Source organism: Streptomyces arenae (genome assembly GCF_022343545.1).
Lineage (GTDB): Bacteria > Actinomycetota > Actinomycetes > Streptomycetales > Streptomycetaceae > Streptomyces > Streptomyces humi.
Window position 1 is genome coordinate 37,813 of the sequence record NZ_JAKQYH010000055.1, and the last position, 15,118, is coordinate 52,930.

Below are 15,118 nucleotides of genomic sequence, written 5' to 3' on the forward strand. Positions count from 1 at the left end.
CGGCGCCGCCAGGCTCGGGTTGACGTGTCTTCGCCGTCAGCGGGATCATCCGCTTTCGGATGCCGACGGACACGGCCCGTGCGGGGCACGGGCGTTGTGCGTGTCGGTCCGGTCGGTGAACCGATGTCCCGTCGTACGCATCCTTCATTGCGTCATTCGATCCTCCGAAGTCCGGGGACCTTTTCATGAGAACAAGCAATCCCAGACGCGCGGGCGCGTCGAAGCGCCGTCGCGCGGCCCTGTTGACCGCGGTCGCCGCGCTCACGGTCGGGGGCGGGGCGGCCCTGCCGGTGCCGGCCCTGGCCGCCGGTGGCACCGGTGGCGCCGGGGGTGAAGTGAGCGGTCTGCAGGCCGACTTCACGGCCGCCGCCGACGCCTACCACGTCCCGCGTCAGGTACTGCTGGCGCTGGCCTACCAGGAGTCGGCCTGGGACACCCACGCCGGGCAGTACAGCACCGACGGCGGTTACGGGCCGATGCACCTGACGGACGTCACCCCCGCGATGATGGCCGGCGGTGACGCGGGCGCGGCGGGCCGCCGGGACCTGAAGCAGCTGGCCGCCGCCCCGGCCCTGCACACCCTCCAGGCCGCCGCGAGGCTGACCGGGCTGTCGGCCGACGAGCTGCGCGAGGACCCGTCGGCCAACATCCGGGGCGGCGCGGCGCTGCTCGCCTCGTACCAGCGGGCCGCCACCGGGTCCGTGTCCGCGGATCCCGGCAACTGGTACGCGGCTGTTGCCCGTTACAGCCAGGCGGGCGACCAGCAGGGCGCCTCCGCCTTCGCCGGGCGGGTGTTCGCCACCATCAAGAAGGGCGTCGGCCGCACCACGGCCGACGGCGCGCGCGTGAAGCTGGCGGCCGACAGTGATGTCACCCCGGACACCGCTCAGTTGGCCCTGCTGGACCTGAAGTCGGCGGCGACCACGGACACCGAGTGCCCCGCCACCGTCGCGTGCACCTTCGTCCCGGCGGCGCCGTCGAACGGGCAGGTCTCCAACCGCCCCGCCAACGGCATCCGGATCGACAGCATCGTCATCCACGACACCGAGACGTCGTACGACACCGCCGTCAGCCTCTTCCAGCAGGCGGGCGGCTCCGCGGCGCACTACGTCATGCGGTCCTCCGACGGTGCGGTGACCCAGATGGTGCCCACGAAGGACCTCGCCTTCCACGCGGGCAACTACTCCACCAACATGCACTCCATCGGCATCGAGCACGAGGGCTACGCCGCGCACGGTGCCACCTGGTACACCGAGGCGCAGTACGAGGCCACGGCCGACCTGGTCGCGTACCTCGCCGCGCGTTTCGGCATACCGCTGGACCGGCAGCACGTCATCGGCCACGACAACGTCGCCGGGCCGAAGTCGTCCCTGGTCTCCGGCATGCACTGGGACCCGGGACCGTCCTGGGACTGGAACCGCCTGATGAGCCTGCTCGGTGCCCGCACCGGGCGGCACGGCGTCGGCCCCGTCGGCTCGGTCGTCACCATCGCCCCGCGGTTCCAGGAGAACCCGCAGACCGTGCAGATCTGCCCCTCCGACGACCCGACCGGCGCCACCACCGCGTGCACCGAGACGCAGCAGCCGTCGGACTTCGTGTACCTGCGCACCGCGCCGAGCGACACCGCGCCCCTCTTCGGGGACCAGGCGCTGCACCCCGGCGCGGCCGGCACCGACCGGATCAACGACTGGGGCAGCACGGCCGCGGCCGGCCAGCAGTTCGTGGTCGCCGATCAGGACGGGGACTGGACCGCCGTCTGGTACAGCGGCTCCAAGGTGTGGTTCTTCAACCCGCACGGCTGCAACACCGCGCCCGCGCACGGGGTGAAGGTGATCACGGCGGCCGGTGACTCCCCGGTGGCGGTGTACGGCTCCAGCTACCCGGACGCCGCCGAGTACCCGGCGGGCCTGTCGCCGTCGACGCAGGCGCCGCTCAGCATGTACACCGTCCCGGCCGGCCAGGCCTACGTGGCCACCGTGGCGCCGTCCCTCACGGACGACTTCTTCCCCTCCAGCGGGACGGTCGTCACCGGTGCGAAGGCCATGTACACCATCCAGTACAACCACCGGGTGGGCCTCGTGTACGCCTCGGACGTCACCGCCACGGACGGCTGACGGCCACCACGCCCACAGCGGCGACGGCGGCCGGGCGCCCGGCCGCCGTCACGGGGCCGCCGTCACGGGGCCGCCGTCAGAGGGCGGTGGCCACAGGACGGTCGTCACAGGGCCGCCGTCACAGGGGCGGTCGTCACAGGGCCGTCGCCGCTCGGACCAGGCCCGCTACGGCTCTCGACCGGCTGTGCGGCGGCCAGGCGATGACGGTCGTGACCGGTGGCGCGTCCAGGACGGGTACGGCGACCACGTCGTCGCGGAGCTGGGCCCGGCTGGACTCCGGTGCGATCCAGCAGGCGCGGCCCAGCGCGATCAGCTGGTACAGCTGTGCGTGGTCGTGGGCCCGGGGGCCGGGGCCGTCCGGGTACGTGCCGTCGGGCTCCGGCCAGCGCGGCAGCGGCAGGTCGGGCAGGCCGGTGACCTCGGCCGCGTGGACGTGGGGCCGGGTGGTCAGGGGATGCCCGGCGGGCAGCAGCACCACCTGGTTCTCGGTACGGAGTTCCTCGGTGTCGAGGCCTGCCGTGGAGTCGAACGGCAGGTGCAGCAGCGCCACGTCGGCTCGGCCGTCGCGCAGCATGTGTTCCTGTTCGCCGATGCCGCACAGCAGGAGGTCGACGGTGACCGCGTCGGGTTCGGCGGCGTAGGCGTCGAGGAGTTTCGCCAGGAGTTCGCCGGACGCGCCGGCCTTCGTGGCGAGGACCACGCCGGGTTCGCCGGTCGCGGCGAGAGCGGCGCGGCGGGTGCGGCGCTCGGCCGCCGCCACGGCGTCCAGGGCGGCGCGGGCCTCGCGCAGGAGCACCGAACCCGCGTCGGTCAGGGTGACCGTGCGGCTGGTGCGTTCCAGCAGGGTCGCTCCGAGGCGCCGTTCCAGCAGGCCGATCGCCCGGGACAGCGAGGGCTGGGCGATCCCGAGCCGCTCGGCCGCCCTGCCGAAGTGCAGTTCCTCGGCGACGGCCACGAAATAGCGCAGCTCACGCGTCTCCACCCGGCCATGCTACTGCGGTCGGCCGGGATCGATACCCGGCGGGTATCGCCGCCCACCCGATCGGTGTTGGCCGGGGCGGCCCCGCCGCGGCCAGGATCGACGGTATGAGCGAACAGGCGAATGAACAGACGATCGCGCTGGTGACCGGTGCGAACAAGGGCATCGGGTACGAGATCGCGGCGGGGCTCGGCGCCCTCGGCTGGCAGGTCGGGGTCGGCGCCCGGGACGAGGAGGCCCGCGAGGGTGCCGTGGCGAAGCTGCGGGCGGCCGGCGTGGACGCGTTCGGCGTGCCGCTGGACGTGACCGACGACGCGAGCGTGGCCGCTGCCGCCGCGCTGGTCGAGGAGCGCGCCGGCCGGCTCGACGTGCTGGTGAACAACGCCGGGATCACCGGTGGCATGGGGCAGCAGCCCACCACCGCCGACGTCGGGGCGGTACGGGCGGCCGTGGAGACCAACGTCATCGGGGTCATCCGGGTCACCAACGCGATGCTGCCGTTGCTGCGCCGCTCGGCGGCACCGCGGATCGTCAACATGTCCAGCAGCGTCGGCTCACTGACCCTCCAGTCCACCCCCGGCGCCGAGGTGGGCCCGATCGCCGTGGCCTACTCGCCGTCGAAGACGTTCCTGAACGCCGTCACCGTCCAGTACGCGAAGGAGTTGAGCGACACGAACATCCTGATCAACGCGGGCTGCCCCGGCTACTGCGCGACCGACCTCAACGGTTTCCGTGGCGTGCGCACCCCGGCGCAGGGCGCGGCGATCGCGATCCGGCTCGCGACGCTGCCCGACTCCGGCCCGACCGGCGGCTTCTTCGACGACGAAGGGGTGGTGCCGTGGTGACACGGGAGGGGGCGGGCGGCGTGCGGAGTCCGTTCCGCCCGCGGCCGCCCGTCCGGACGGTCCCGATGCCATGATGTGGGCATGACGCTGATCCACGGGGAAGTCGCGGTCGGGTTCGAGGGCGTCCGGGAGGCGTTCGCAGCCAACTTCGAGCAGCGGGGGGACGTCGGGGCGGCCCTGTGCGTGTACCGGGGCGGGCGGCCGGTGGTGGACCTGTGGGGTGGGGTCGCCGATCCGGACACCGGGCGGCCCTGGGAGCGGGACACCTTGCAGCTCGTGTACTCGGCGACCAAGGGAGCCACCGCCACCGCCGCCCATCTGCTCGCGCAGCGCGGGGAGTTGGACCTCGACGCTCCGGTGGCCGCGTACTGGCCGGAGTTCGCGGCGAACGGCAAGTCGGGTGTTCCGGTGCGGTGGTTGCTGTCGCACCGGGCCGGACTGGTCGCGCTGGACCGGCCGGTGCCGCTCGCCGACGCGCTGGGATGGGACGCGATGGTGGCCGCGCTGGCCGCGCAACGGCCGCAGTGGGAGCCGGGTACCGCGCACGGGTACCACGGGCGGACCTACGGGTGGCTGGTCGGGGAGGTGATCCGGCGGGTGTCCGGCCGTACGCCCGGCCGGTTCTTCGCCGAGGAGGTCGCCGGACCGCTCGGGCTGGACTTCTTCATCGGGCTGCCGGCGGCCGAGCGGGCGCGGGTCAGCCGGATGGTGTACCCGAAGCCGGAGTTCGACCTGAGCACCGTGCCGCTGGACGCCGTGCCGGCCGAGGCCCGCGAGTACGTCGCCGCGCTGCAGGATCCCGGGTCGCTGAGCAACCGGGCCTTCGCGCTCACAGATCCCGCCGAGATCGACTTCAACTCCGCCGAGGTGCAGGCCGCCGAGATCCCCGCCTCCAACGGCATAGGCACCGCGCGCGGCCTGGCACGGATGTACGCCGCGTTGATCGGCGAGGTGGACGGGGTACGGCTGTTCAGCCCGGAGACTCTCGCGGCGGCGACCGCGGAGCAGGCCGCCGGGGTGGACAAGGTCATCATGTTCCCGGTCCGCTTCGCCTCCGGGTACATGCTGCCCGTCGAGACGAACCCCCTGACCGGTCCGCGTGCCTTCGGGCATCCCGGCCGGGGCGGCTCGCTGGGTTTCGCCGACCCCGAGCACGGCGTCGCCTTCGGTTACGTCATGAACAGCATCGTCGAGGGCGGCGAGGACACGCGTGCGGCCTCACTCGTCGAGGCGGTACGGGCCGCGCTGGCCTGAACGGGCGCGGGGCACCGTGGCGTGACCCCGGCCCGGGCCCAGCCCCGTCTCCGATCCCAGCCCCGTCTCCGATCTTCCGCCCGGGTGAGGGCGTGGTTAGAGTCGGTTCCATGAACGGGGTCGTGGTCGCTGTCAGCTGTAATGACGTCTACTCCTTCACGAAGCCGAACCGGGAGAGCATCACGCTGCTCGCCGGGCTCGGGGTGGAAGGGGATGTGCACGCGGGGGTGACCGTGCGGCACCGGTCCCGGGTGGCGCAGGATCCGACCCAGCCGAACCTGCGGCAAGTGCACCTCATCCACGAGGAGTTGTTCGAGGAGGTGCGGGGCGTCGGCTTCCGGGTGACGGCCGGGGAGCTCGGGGAGAACATCACCACCCGTGGTGTCGGGCTGCTGGGGCTGCCGACCGGGACGCTGCTGCGGATCGGGGCGGAGGCCGTCGTCGAAGTGACCGGGCTGCGCAATCCGTGCCGGCAGATCGACGGCTTCCAGGCGGGGCTGCTGAAGCAGGTCGTCGGGCGGGGCGAGGACGGGCAGGTCGTCCGCAAGGCCGGGGTGATGAGTGTGGTGAAGGTGGGGGGTGTGGTGCGCCCGGGGGACGCGATCCGGGTGGAGCTGCCCGCCGGCGACCACCGCCCACTGGAACAGGTCTGAGAATCCGAGGAGTTCGGGCAGGAGCCGATGAGTTCGGCCAGGGACCGAAGGGTTCGGCCAGGGACCGACGGGTTCGGGCCGTGCGTCCCCTCTGAGATTTCTTTGTGTCTCCTGAAACATTTTCCCCGGCCCACCGCATCAATGAGGTGACACAGCAGAACGCCGGAGACGGCGCGACACCGGAGACGGCACGGCGCCGGGGACCGGACGGGGACGGGGGAGCTCGCGGATGGGGCACACGGCGGTGGAGGGCTACGTCGAGTTCGCCGCGGCTCGGGCCGGGCATCTGTACCGGTCCGCCTGTCTGCTCACCGCCGGGGACACCCACCTCGCCGAGGACCTGGTGCAGGAGGCCCTCGGGCAGATCTACGTCCGCTGGGGGCGCGTGTCCCGCGTCGGGAACCCCGCCGGGTACGCGCAGACCGTCCTGACCCGGACCTTCCTCGCGCACCGGCGGCGGTTCAGCAGCCGGGAACGGGCGCGGGACTCGTTCCCCGACGTGGTGGAGGCCGGCGCCGATCCGTCCCTGCGGCTGACCCTTCTGGACGCGCTCGCCCGGCTGCCCGCCAAGGACCGGGCCGTGGTCGTCCTGCGGTACTGGGAGGACCGGTCGATACAGGAGACCGCGGACGTGCTCAACGTGAGTTCGGCCGCCGTCCGAACCCGGTGCGTGCGGGCCCTGGCACGGCTGCGCGAGCTGCTGGGCGAGGACCTCGCCGAGTACGCCCGTTCCTGACCTCAACCTTGTGGAAGCGGTGGTTCGTCATGCCCGTCGAGCAGCAGCACAGCGACAGCGACAGCGATCCCTTCGAACGTGAGCTCTCCGCCGCCCTGCGTCGCACCGGCGGCGGTTTCGACACCGACCGGGCCGCGCTCGCCGACGCCGGCACGGCCCAGGGGCGGCGGCTGCGGCGGCGCCGGCGAGCCGCAGTGCTGGGCGGCGCGGCGGGGGTGGCGCTGGTCGGCGTGGGCGGCGCGGTGGCGGTGTCCTGGGGCGGCTCGTCGTCCACCCGGCCGCCCGCCGCGGTGAGCACGAACCCGCACGTCACCGCGTCCCCCTCCGCCGGGCGCCCGGTCACCTCGGACGACATGATCGGCACGCTGGAGAAGCTGCTGCCCGCGGGAAAGGTCCGCCAGGCCGAGGGGCGCGGCGTCGACCCGGAGGATCCGCTCGTGGATCCGTACGCGCAGTTGGTGTACGACGACGGGCACGGTGCCGCCGCCATCAGTGTCGCCGTGAACCGGGTGCTGCCCGGCGGGACCGACGCCCGGCAGGTCACCCAGTGCCCCGACAAGATCTACATCCCGTACGACAGTTGCGTCACCAGCCATCTGCCCGACGCCTCCGTCGTCACCGTCGTGAAGGGGTACGAGTACCCGGACCGGCGCGTGGACACGAAGCTCTGGACGGCGAACCTGGTCACCCCGGACGGCCATCACGTCTCCGTCAGCGAGTGGAACGCGGCGGCGGAGAAGGACGCGCCGATCAGCCGGCAGGAACCGCCGCTGTCCGCGGCGCAGTTGAAGGTACTGGCGGCCGCGAAGGAGTGGCGGGGGGTCGTCGACGCCATCCCCGAGGACCCCCGGCAGACCCAGGAGCCCCCCACCGCCGGGCAGGGCGCCAAGGGGATCCGGCAGACCCTCGCCTCGCTGATTCCCAAGGGGCTGAAGGTGGTGGCGCGCGGCAGCGACGACGACCAGTTCACGTACGTGGTCGTCGACGACGGGCACGGCAGGAGCCTCGTGCAGATCAACGTGCAGCCGGACATGTCGGACGTCGCGGGTCAGCTGTTCGGCTCCGGGTCCGAGACCCTGCCCGACGGGACCCTGGTCGCGGAGCGGAAGGCGCCCGGCGAGAAGGGGGGTGCCGGGGTCGTCATGTGGACCGCCGACACCCTGCGCACGGACGGGTTCCGCGTGGTGATCAGCGCCTTCAACTCGGGGTCCCAGCGGACCGCCGCCACCCGCACCGCTCCGGCCCTGACCATGAAGCAGCTCCGGGCGATCGCCCTCAGCCCGCGGTGGAGGGCCTGACGTCACGGGGGTTGACACGGGTCGACTCAGGTCCGCCCGGTGGGGTCGTCGCCGGGTTAGCCTCGGGAGATCCAGACATGAGGGAGAGCGCAATGGCCAGGGTTCCCAGTTCGGTGATCGCCGCGGGTGGGCTCGTCGGAGGGTACGGCGTGGCCCGTTGGACGAAGCAGCGGCCACTGGGCGGAGCCGTGCTGGCCGTCGCCGGGGCCGCGGCCGCGCAGCAGTGGCGGCAGCGGGCGGGCGGCAAGGCGGCGGGGGCGTTGTCCGCCGCGTACGTCGCCGCGTTCGCCGGGTCGCATCCGCTGGCGAAGAAGGTCGGCGCCTGGCCGTCCGTGTTCGGCGTGGCGGGCGCGGTGGCACTGGCGTCCTGGGCCGTCGCCGACCGCCGCGCCTGACCACCCGCGACGAAGGCCGGGCTGACCACCCAAGACGACCGCCGCCCACGACGACCGCCGCGCCTGACCCCCCGCGACGACCGCCGCGCCTGACCCTCCGCGACGACCGCCGGGCCGAGGCCCCGTGTCGGTGGCCGGCGGCTAGCCGGCCGGGCTGCGGAACGACCGTCGGTAGGCCTGCGGGCTCGTGCCGACCACCCTGCGGAAGCGTTCCCGGAAGGCCGTCGGGGAGCCGAAGCCCGACTGGGCCGCGATGCGCTCGACGGGGTGGCCGGTGGTCTCCAGCAGGTGCTGGGCCCGGCGCACCCGGGCCCGGTGCAGCCACTGCAACGGCGTGGTGCCGGCCTGCTCGCGGAAGCGGCGGTTGAGGGTGCGGGTGCTCATGCCGGCCCGTGCCGCGACCTCCTCCAGGGTCAGGTCCCGGTCGCAGTTGTCCTCCAGCCAGTTCAGCAGCGGCTCCAGGCCGGCCCCGGCGGGCGCCGGCGGCTGGTCGTGGACGATGAACTGGGCCTGGCCGCCCTCTCGTTCCAGCGGCATCACCGACATCCGCGCGGTGTGCGCGGCGACCGCCGAGCCGTAGTCCCTGCGCACCAGGTGCAGGCACATGTCCATGGCGGCCGCCGCGCCCGCCGAGGTCAGGAACTGGCCGTTGTCCACGTAGAGCACGTTCGGGTCCACCTCGATCCCCGGGTACAGGGCGGCCAGGGTGTCGGCCGCGGCCCAGTGCGTGGTCGCGCGCAGGCCGTCGAGCAGACCGGTGGCGGCGAGGACGAACGCCCCGACGCAGACCGACGCGATCCGCGTGCCGTTCGCCGCGGCCGTGCGCAGGGCGTCGGCGACCTCGGCGGGCGGCGCGACGGCGGGGTCCGCGACCCCCGGCACGATGATCGTGTCCGCGTCGGCCAGCGCGTCCAGCCCGTACGGCGCCCTGACCGTGAACGCGCCGCCCGCCGCGGTCACCTCGGCCGCGGGCCCGCACACCCGTACCCGGTAGGCGTCCCGTCCGTCGGGCAGCCGGGCCCAGCCGAAGGTGTCGATCGGCACGGTGAAGTCGGAGGGGATGACCTGGTCCAGGACGAGGACGGCGACGGTGTGCATGGCAGGAACATAGCTGTCCGACGGATTGCCGCCAACGAGGGATCCGGCTGCCACGGCCCAGCCGTCCGTCCCTGGCGGGAATCCGTCGAACCATGGCAGTATCGCCGCTTCTGCAAGATCAGCCCGCCGCCTACGGTCGGGGCCGTGACCAAGTTCCTCCTCGCCGTCCACGTCCTCGCCGCGATCGTCGCGATCGGTCCCGTCACCGTGGCCGCCAGCATGTTCCCGCCCGCCGCCCGGCGTGCCCTGGAGGCGCCGGACGACCTCCGGGCCGCCGAGACTCTGAGGCTGCTGCACCGGATCTGCCGGGCGTACGCGCTCGTCGGCGTCGTCGTCCCGGTGTTCGGGTTCGCCACGGCGAGCAACATGCACGTGCTGGGCAGCGCCTGGCTGATCACGTCGATCGCGCTCACGGCCCTCGCGGCGCTCGTCCTCGTCGCACTGGTCCTGCCCCAGCAGACCGCACTGGTCGAGGCCGGGAGCGGAGCCGGAACCGGAACCGGGACCACAGCCGGAAGCGGGGCCGTGACCCGGCAGGCGACCGTGCAACTGGCCATGTTCACCGGTCTGTTCAACCTTCTGTGGGCCGTCGTGACGGTACTGATGATCGTCCGGCCGGGGTCCACCACGGGCGCCTGAGGCGACTTCCGGGGTTTCTGTTATCGGAGGGCGGGCCCGTCCGTCTCCCGGGGCATGCACATGACTCGACAGATCAGCCGCCGGACCATGCTGAAGGCCTCGGGAGTGGCGGTGGGGGCCGCCGCGGGGATCGCCGCGGCGGGCGGTCCCGTGTCCGCCGCCGGGTCCGCGTCCCTCGTCCACCCCGGCCTGCTGCACACCCGTACCGATCTCGACCGCATGGCCGCCAAGGTGAAGGCGGGCGCCGCCCCCTACACGGCCGGGTTCGCCAGGCTGACCGCCAACCGGCACGCGCAGAGCGGCTGGCAGCCGCGGCCGCAGGCCGTCGTGTACCGGGGCTCGGGCACCCCGGAGAACTACTCCCTCCTCTACAACGACATCCACGCCGCGTACCAGAACGCCCTGCGCTACCACGTCACCGGCGAGAGCGCCCACGCGGACACCGCCGTCGCCATCCTGAACGCCTGGTCGTCCACGCTCACCGCGGTCAGCGGCTCCGCCGACCGGTTCCTGGCCGCAGGCCTGTACGGCTACCAGTTCGCGAACGCCGCCGAACTCGTCCGCGACCACGGCGACTTCGAGCTGGCCCGGTTCCAGGAGATGCTCGGCAAGCGGTTCGGGGCGATGAGCGACGACTTCCTGGTCCGGCACAACAACGCGGTCGTCTCCAACTACTGGACCAACTGGGACCTCGCCAACATGGCCTGCGTCCTCGCCACCGGCATCCTCTGCGACGACCGCGCCCAGATCGCCCGCGCCGTCGACTACTTCAAGAACGGCGCCGGTCTCGGGGCGGTCAGGAACGCGATCCCCGTGGTGTACGACGACGGGCTGGCCGAGTGGCTGGAGGCGGGCCGCGACCAGGGGCACGCGCTGCTCGGCGTCGGCCTGATGGGCACGTTCTGCGAGATGGCCTGGAACCAGGGCATCGACCTGTACGGCTACGACGACAGCCGCTTCCTCAAGGGGGCGCAGTACGTGGCCAAGTGGAGCATGGGCGGCCAGGTGCCGTTCACCGCGAGCACCCGGCGCAAGGGCGCGGTCGGAGGCTGGTCGGGCAGCGAGACGGTGAGCGCCGCGGCGGCCGTCGACCCGGCCATGACCCGCCCCATCTGGGCGATGATCGCCAACCACTACACCAGGCGGCGGGGGCTGCCGGCGACGTACGTCACCCGGATCGCGGGGCGGGCCGCACCGGAGGGCGGCGGCGGGGACTACGGCCCGAACAGCGGCGGCTACGACCAACTGGGCTTCGGAACCCTGGCGTTCACCCGGGACCGGGCGAGCACGGCAGGCGGTGTGACGGCCACGTCGGCGGCGCCCGGTCCGACGGCGTCGGCCTCGGCGGCGGGGTCCGCGTCAGCGTCGGCACCCACGTCCGCGTCCGCGTCGGCCTCCTCCGCGCCGTCGGCCCAGGGTGAGCGCGGTGACCTCGCCGCCACCGGGTCCGGTGACGTCGTCGCCTGGACCGCGGCCACCGGGATCACCGCCCTGGCCGGCGGGCTGCTGTTGCTGCGCAGGCGGACCCGGGCCCGTCAGTAGGCGGCCGGATCGGGGGGACGGCCCGGTCAGCAGGCGGCCCACGGGCCGAGGGCGAAGCCGTCGCCGGCCCGCCGGACCTCCAGGGCGCCCGCGCCGCCGAAGTGCGCGGGGAGGAGCAGTTCCCATTCGTCGGCGGCCCGTGCGAGGATCCGGCGCCGGCTGGCCACCGCCTGTTCCGGGTCCGCGCACCCGTTGCTGTTGCAGCAGGGGTGGAGGATCTGCAGGGGGCTGTGCAGCAGGTCGCCGGCGAAGACCGCCCGGTCGCCGCCGGAGGCGAGCCGGAGCACGGCCGAGCCGGGGGTGTGGCCGGGCGCGGACTCCAGGGTGAGGTGTTCGTCGATGCGGTGGGCGCCGTCCCACAGCACGGACAGTCCGGCCCGGTGGACGGGCGCGACGCTGTCCTCGTAGATGAGACGGTCGACCTCCCGCTCGCCGTTCGCGTAGGCGTTGTCCGGGCCGAAGTGGAAGTCGTCGGCGGCCGGGACGAGGTACTGGGCCCTGGGGAACGTCGGCACCCATTCCCCGTCCGCGTCAACGGTGTTCCAGCCGACGTGGTCGACGTGGAGGTGGGTGTTGACGACGACGTCGACGTCCAGCGGGTGCACGCCGGCCCGCGCCAGCCGGCCGAGCAGATCGCCCTGGCGCCGGTGGAACGGCGCCATGCCCGGCCGGTCGCGTCCGGCGCCCACTCCGGTGTCGACGAGGACGGTCTTCCCCGCGCTGCGCAGCACCCAGGTCGCCAGGGCGAGCACCGCCCGGCCGCCGTCCGGCTCCCAGTGGTCCGGGGCCAGCCAGTCCTCGTTGTCCTTCCACGCCTCTGCGGGGAGGTCCGGGAACATGTCGGCGGCGGGCACGAACGGCCGGTGCCACTCGACCACCCGGACGACCTCGACGTCTCCCAGCATCATGCGCCGCACACCCTCGGTCTCATTCGTCATACCCCGACCTTATGAAGCCGTTTCGAGCATCTCAATGCGCCCACGACTCAGCGGGATACGCGTCCGTCTCACGGGTGTGCACGGAAGGTACGCTGAGCCCATGGATGTGGTGAGCGACGCGATCTCCGTCGTCCATCTCGGGCACCCCTCCTCCCGCCGGCTGCGGATCGGGGGCAGCTGGTGCACGCGGCTGGAGGCGTACGAGGGCGCGGGCTTCCACGTCGTCCTCCAGGGCGGCTGCTGGCTGCTGCCCGACGGCGGCGAACCGGTGTCCCTCGGGACGGGTGACGCGATCCTGCTGCCGCACGGCACCGGTCACGTGATCGCGGACGCCCCGGTGGACGCGGGGGCCGCGGCGCGGGCGGTGCCGTTCGAGCGGTGGATCGAGGAGAGCGGGCCGCGGTCCCGGCCACCCGGCGGCCGGGACGGCACGGACATGCTGTGCGGCAAGTACTGGCTCGACTGCAGCCGGATGCATCCGCTGATGACGGAGCTTCCCGAGGTGGTGCACCTGCCCAACCGGGTGGGCAGCCACCCCGAACTACGGGCGGCGATCGAGCTGCTCGCCGGTGAGCTGGACGAGCGGCGGCCCGGTTCCGCCGTCGCGCTGCCGAACCTGCTCGACCTGCTCCTCGTCTACATGATCCGCTCCTGGATGAGCGAGACGACCACGGGTGTGTGGCCCGCCGCGCTGGGCGACCCGGTGACGGCCGCGGGCCTGCGGGCGCTGCACTCCGACCCGGCGGCGCCGTGGAGCAACGACCGGCTGGCGGCGGAGACGGGCGTCTCCCGCCCCACCCTGGCACGCCGGTTCACCGCGCTGGTGGGCCGCCCGCCGATGGCCTACCTCACCTGGTGGCGGCTGATCCTCGCGGCCGGGCTGCTCAGGGACACCCCCGACACCCTGGCCACGATCGCCGACCGCGTCGGCTACGGCAGCCCCTACGCCCTCTCCCACGCCTTCCAACGAGAGTTCGGCACCACCCCGGGCCGCTACCGAGCAGAGTCAGCGAACCGCACCCTTGAAAACGGACGGCTGTAAAGGCCCCGAAAGGGGCGCTGGGGGTGCCCCCGGCCGAAGGCTGGGGGAGGAACTGCGCGACAGGCCCCCACCCGCCCGCAGCGACGCACCTCCTACGCCTGCGCCCGGCCCGGCGCAGCCGACAGCGGTGTCGCCACGTCCTCCAGCGACCGCCGTTCCGCGTTCACCGCGAGCAGCGCCGCCACCAGCCCCGCCGCACACATCAGGCCCGCGCCGATCTGGAAGGCCAGCACCGTGTCCGACACCTTCCCGGTCCCGGTCAGGTCGGCGAACAGCAGCGGCCCGCTGATGCCGCCCGCAGCCGTGCCCAGCGCGTAGAAGAACGCGATCGACATCGCGCGGGTCTCCATCGGGAAGATCTCGGAGACCGTGAGGTACGCGCTGGACGCCCCCGCCGACGCGAAGAACAGCACCACGCACCAGCAGGCCGTGAGCGTCCCCGCGGACAGCGACCCCCGGCCGAACAGCCACGCGGTCACGAACAGCAGCACCCCCGACAGCAGGTACGTCGACGAGATCATCACCCGCCTGCCGACCGTGTCGAACAGCTTGCCCAGCAGCAGCGGCCCGAGGAAGTTGCCCACCGCGATGACCACGAAGTAGTAACCCGTGTCGCCCGTCGGCACGTCGAAGAACGTCGTGAGGATCGCGCCGAAGCCGAAGGTGATCGCGTTGTAGAGGAACGCCTGCCCTATGAAGAGGGAGAAGCCGAGGGCGGCCCGCCGCCGGTAGTTGCCGAAGACCGTGCGGGCGATCTCCGCGAACGTGACGCTGCCGCGCTGGTGGATCACCAGCTCGCCCTCCGGCTCCGGGAGCGACTCACCCGTCTCCGCCTCGATCCGCCGCTCGATCGAGGAGACGACGTCCTCCGCCTCCTTGTCCCGGCCGTGGATCAGCAGCCAGCGCGGGCTCTCCGGGACGTTGCGCCGTACCAGGAGGATGACCAGGCCGAGGACGACACCGAGGGCGAACGTCAGCCGCCAGCCCACGTCCTTGGCCAGGAAGTCCGTGTTCAGCGCGACGATCGACAGCAGCGAGCCGCCGATCGCGCCGAGCCAGAAACTGCCGTTGATGACGAGGTCCACCCGGCCGCGGTACTGCGCCGGGATCAGTTCGTCGATCGCGGAGTTGATCGCCGCGTACTCGCCGCCGATGCCGAACCCGGTCAGGAACCGGAAGAGGAAGAACCACCAGGGGGCGAAGGAGAGGGAGGTGAGGGCGGTGGCGGCCAGGTACACCGCCAGGGTGATCATGAAGAGTCTCTTGCGGCCGAACCGGTCGGTCAGACGCCCCCAGAACAGCGCCCCGATACAGGCACCGGCCACGTAGAGAGCCGCGGCCGTGCCGGTGACCTGCGAAGAGGAGATCGGCAGGCCGCTGCCCGGCTCCGACAGACGGCTCGCGATGTTGCCGACGACCGTGACCTCCAGGCCGTCCAGGATCCAGACCGTGCCCAGGCCGATGACGATCGTCCAGTGCCAGCGGGACCACGGGAGCCGGTCCAGTCGGGCCGGGATACGGGAGGTGATCGTCCGTCCGCCGTGTTCATCCGCGCCCATAGCCGTAGCCGTACCCACACACGCCT

Annotated in this window: 14 protein-coding genes; 10 read left to right on the forward strand and 4 right to left on the reverse strand. The window is 72.9% G+C overall.

Annotated elements, in window-relative coordinates; all coding sequences use genetic code 11:
• Window positions 1-185: 185 nt before the first annotated feature.
• Window positions 186-2,114: an N-acetylmuramoyl-L-alanine amidase gene (locus tag MB828_RS24640; RefSeq protein WP_301650136.1), complete on the forward strand. Its 1,929-nt coding sequence runs from the start codon at window positions 186-188 to the stop codon at window positions 2,112-2,114.
• Between the two features lie 133 nt (window positions 2,115-2,247).
• Here MB828_RS24640 and MB828_RS24645 read toward each other — a convergent pair whose 3' ends face one another.
• Window positions 2,248-3,096 (reverse strand): LysR family transcriptional regulator, encoded by an 849-nt coding sequence (locus MB828_RS24645; protein WP_301650137.1) that lies wholly within the window; start codon window positions 3,094-3,096, stop codon window positions 2,248-2,250.
• A 104-nt stretch (window positions 3,097-3,200) separates the two neighbouring features.
• Here MB828_RS24645 and MB828_RS24650 point away from each other — a divergent pair, with 104 nt between their 5' ends.
• The 6 genes from MB828_RS24650 to MB828_RS24675 all read left to right on the forward strand — a co-directional run bounded on the left by MB828_RS24650 (window position 3,201) and on the right by MB828_RS24675 (window position 8,274).
• A complete protein-coding gene (locus MB828_RS24650) occupies window positions 3,201-3,938 on the forward strand; it encodes an SDR family oxidoreductase (protein ID WP_301650138.1) in 738 nt (245 codons plus the stop codon).
• Window positions 3,939-4,019: 81 nt separating this feature from the next.
• Window positions 4,020-5,192, forward strand: a complete 1,173-nt coding sequence (locus MB828_RS24655; protein WP_301650139.1) for a serine hydrolase domain-containing protein — start codon at window positions 4,020-4,022, stop codon at window positions 5,190-5,192.
• A gap of 110 nt (window positions 5,193-5,302) precedes the next feature.
• On the forward strand, window positions 5,303-5,845 hold the full coding sequence (locus tag MB828_RS24660; RefSeq protein WP_301650140.1) for an MOSC domain-containing protein: 543 nt from the start codon (window positions 5,303-5,305) through the stop codon (window positions 5,843-5,845).
• 229 nt (window positions 5,846-6,074) lie between these two features.
• Window positions 6,075-6,581 carry a SigE family RNA polymerase sigma factor gene (locus tag MB828_RS24665; RefSeq protein WP_133021675.1) on the forward strand — a complete coding sequence of 169 codons (507 nt, stop codon included), beginning with the start codon at window positions 6,075-6,077 and terminating at the stop codon, window positions 6,579-6,581.
• Between the two features lie 29 nt (window positions 6,582-6,610).
• Window positions 6,611-7,879, forward strand: coding sequence for a hypothetical protein (locus MB828_RS24670; RefSeq protein WP_301650141.1), 1,269 nt, complete (start codon window positions 6,611-6,613; stop codon window positions 7,877-7,879).
• A 92-nt stretch (window positions 7,880-7,971) separates the two neighbouring features.
• A complete protein-coding gene (locus MB828_RS24675) occupies window positions 7,972-8,274 on the forward strand; it encodes a hypothetical protein (RefSeq protein WP_133022321.1) in 303 nt (100 codons plus the stop codon).
• A gap of 141 nt (window positions 8,275-8,415) precedes the next feature.
• On the opposite strand, the gene MB828_RS24680 is transcribed toward MB828_RS24675, so the two are convergent.
• Entirely contained in the window at window positions 8,416-9,372 is a 957-nt protein-coding gene (locus MB828_RS24680) for a GlxA family transcriptional regulator (protein WP_301650142.1), read from the reverse strand.
• 144 nt (window positions 9,373-9,516) lie between these two features.
• Between MB828_RS24680 and MB828_RS24685 the strand changes: the two genes are divergently transcribed.
• Window positions 9,517-10,011, forward strand: coding sequence for a hypothetical protein (locus MB828_RS24685; protein ID WP_301650143.1), 495 nt, complete (start codon window positions 9,517-9,519; stop codon window positions 10,009-10,011).
• A 60-nt stretch (window positions 10,012-10,071) separates the two neighbouring features.
• Window positions 10,072-11,553 carry an alginate lyase family protein gene (locus MB828_RS24690; protein WP_301650144.1) on the forward strand — a complete coding sequence of 494 codons (1,482 nt, stop codon included), beginning with the start codon at window positions 10,072-10,074 and terminating at the stop codon, window positions 11,551-11,553.
• Window positions 11,554-11,579: 26 nt separating this feature from the next.
• Here the strand turns inward: MB828_RS24690 and MB828_RS24695 are convergent, their stop codons facing one another.
• Window positions 11,580-12,491: an MBL fold metallo-hydrolase gene (locus MB828_RS24695; protein WP_301650145.1), complete on the reverse strand. Its 912-nt coding sequence runs from the start codon at window positions 12,489-12,491 to the stop codon at window positions 11,580-11,582.
• A 100-nt stretch (window positions 12,492-12,591) separates the two neighbouring features.
• Between MB828_RS24695 and MB828_RS24700 the strand changes: the two genes are divergently transcribed.
• A complete protein-coding gene (locus MB828_RS24700; RefSeq protein WP_301650146.1) occupies window positions 12,592-13,533 on the forward strand; it encodes an AraC family transcriptional regulator in 942 nt (313 codons plus the stop codon).
• 92 nt (window positions 13,534-13,625) lie between these two features.
• On the opposite strand, the gene MB828_RS24705 is transcribed toward MB828_RS24700, so the two are convergent.
• On the reverse strand, window positions 13,626-15,092 hold the full coding sequence (locus MB828_RS24705; RefSeq protein ID WP_301650147.1) for an MFS transporter: 1,467 nt from the start codon (window positions 15,090-15,092) through the stop codon (window positions 13,626-13,628).
• Between the last annotated feature and the right edge of the window lie 26 nt (window positions 15,093-15,118).

Excerpts from the sequence above, each read along its gene's own strand:
- MB828_RS24640 (WP_301650136.1), top strand. The coding sequence starts at position 186 with ATGAGAACAAGCAATCCCAGACGCGCGGGCGCGTCGAAGCGCCGTCGC.
- MB828_RS24650 (WP_301650138.1), top strand. The coding sequence starts at position 3,201 with ATGAGCGAACAGGCGAATGAACAGACGATCGCGCTGGTGACCGGTGCG.
- MB828_RS24655 (WP_301650139.1), top strand. The coding sequence starts at position 4,020 with ATGACGCTGATCCACGGGGAAGTCGCGGTCGGGTTCGAGGGCGTCCGG.
- MB828_RS24660 (WP_301650140.1), top strand. The coding sequence starts at position 5,303 with ATGAACGGGGTCGTGGTCGCTGTCAGCTGTAATGACGTCTACTCCTTC.
- MB828_RS24665 (WP_133021675.1), top strand. The coding sequence starts at position 6,075 with ATGGGGCACACGGCGGTGGAGGGCTACGTCGAGTTCGCCGCGGCTCGG.
- MB828_RS24670 (WP_301650141.1), top strand. The coding sequence starts at position 6,611 with ATGCCCGTCGAGCAGCAGCACAGCGACAGCGACAGCGATCCCTTCGAA.
- MB828_RS24675 (WP_133022321.1), top strand. The coding sequence starts at position 7,972 with ATGGCCAGGGTTCCCAGTTCGGTGATCGCCGCGGGTGGGCTCGTCGGA.
- MB828_RS24680 (WP_301650142.1), bottom strand. The coding sequence starts at position 9,372 with ATGCACACCGTCGCCGTCCTCGTCCTGGACCAGGTCATCCCCTCCGAC.
- MB828_RS24690 (WP_301650144.1), top strand. The coding sequence starts at position 10,072 with ATGACTCGACAGATCAGCCGCCGGACCATGCTGAAGGCCTCGGGAGTG.
- MB828_RS24695 (WP_301650145.1), bottom strand. The coding sequence starts at position 12,491 with ATGACGAATGAGACCGAGGGTGTGCGGCGCATGATGCTGGGAGACGTC.
- MB828_RS24700 (WP_301650146.1), top strand. The coding sequence starts at position 12,592 with ATGGATGTGGTGAGCGACGCGATCTCCGTCGTCCATCTCGGGCACCCC.
- MB828_RS24705 (WP_301650147.1), bottom strand. The coding sequence starts at position 15,092 with ATGGGCGCGGATGAACACGGCGGACGGACGATCACCTCCCGTATCCCG.